The organism is Halomonas sp. 141 (assembly GCF_002810305.1).
In the GTDB taxonomy this organism is placed as follows: domain Bacteria; phylum Pseudomonadota; class Gammaproteobacteria; order Pseudomonadales; family Halomonadaceae; genus Vreelandella; species Vreelandella stevensii.
In genome coordinates this window covers 1-1,262 of the sequence record NZ_PINZ01000102.1, presented here as the reverse complement: position 1 = coordinate 1,262, position 1,262 = coordinate 1, and the positions used below count along the sequence as shown (strand labels likewise).

Here is a 1,262-nt window from a genome sequence, read left to right as displayed (position 1 = left end):
CTCTACCGAGAAGTACCGCGTCGAACAGGGTGATCTGCTCATCAACGAGGCCGAGGTGGCGGTCGATGAGGAAGAGGCCAGCGCCCAAGACGACACGGTTGACGGCGAGGCTGACGCGCCGGCCGCCCCCCACCAGCCGACCAAGCGCCGCACCCGTGGCGGTAACTGTCAAGGTATCTGTCGCCCTGTTTGATTTTTATGCAGCTATTTTCTCTACCTCCCTAACTACTCGGCGCTCTGGGTTTAGCGATACTAATGTCACAGGATGCCAGTTGCGGGTGTCCCCACTCCAGCGCTCAGGATGCACAGCTCTGGCTGCAAGGTTGAGGGCATGTCTCTTGGCCAATATGACTTTGTCTTCTCCTGTGTGGCGCTGCATCGGCGTCACGAAGCGGATAGCACTGTGGCGGTGCTCATAGTTGTACCACTGGACGAAGCCGTGCACCCAACGCTGGGCAGCTGATAGGTCAGCGAAGCCACTGACAGGGTAGTTCGGCACATACTTGCAGGTGCGGAACAGAGCCTCGGAGAAGGCGTTATCGTTGCTCACACGCGGTCGACTGAACGAAGGCTGGATCTGCAGATCTCTCAGCTTCTCAAGCAAGGTAATGCCTTTGAAGGGGCTGCCGTTATCTGCGTGCAGCACCAGAGGCTGGCCTACCATGTTTTCGGCCAGCACGGCTCGCTCAATGACACGGCGTGAGTTAGCTGCAGACTCCCCCAGAAAGGCTTCCCAGCCCACGACTTTACGGCTGAAGATGTCGAGGATCATCACCAGATAGTAGTAGGTACCCTTGGCTGGCCCAGGAAGCCAGGTGCAGTCCCAGGACCACACCTGGTTGGGGGCGGTTGCTGTATGTGTAGTCGGCGCTGGCTGTGATTTGCGGGCTTTGGCGCGTCCCCGGTGTGCCAGCTGGCCATGTTTACGCAGCACTCGATAAAAGCTCGATACGGAGGCAATGTAACGCTGCTCTTCATCCATCAGCCGAATAACAATTTGATCCGGCGGTAAAGCAGCAAACTCGTCACGGTGGCATTGCCTCAAGATCTCGGCCTCTTCTTCTGGGGTCAGCGCATTAGCGGGGGCTGGGCGTTCGGCTAAAGGGCGTTTGTCGCCTGTTAGCTTTCCCGCCTGCATCCAGCGTTGGTGAGTCCGGATAGAAATCCCGACAACTTCACAGGCAGCCGCCAAGGTGGCGCCCTCGTTGCAGGCAACAGCAATCAGCTCTACGGCATGTTGGCGATCCTCGATGCTGATCATG

At 58.2% G+C, this 1,262-nt stretch carries 2 protein-coding genes; one reads left to right on the top strand and one right to left on the bottom strand.

All coding sequences use genetic code 11. From position 1 onward, the window contains the following. Nucleotides 1-193 (top strand): hypothetical protein (locus tag CWI66_RS17470; protein ID WP_157809007.1); only part of this gene is annotated, 193 nt, incomplete at its 5' end. A 3-nt stretch (nucleotides 194-196) separates the two neighbouring features. Here the strand turns inward: CWI66_RS17470 and CWI66_RS17465 are convergent. Further along, nucleotides 197-1,262, bottom strand: a 1,066-nt coding sequence (locus CWI66_RS17465) for an IS3 family transposase (RefSeq protein ID WP_100732377.1), incomplete at its 5' end; no start/stop codon positions are given.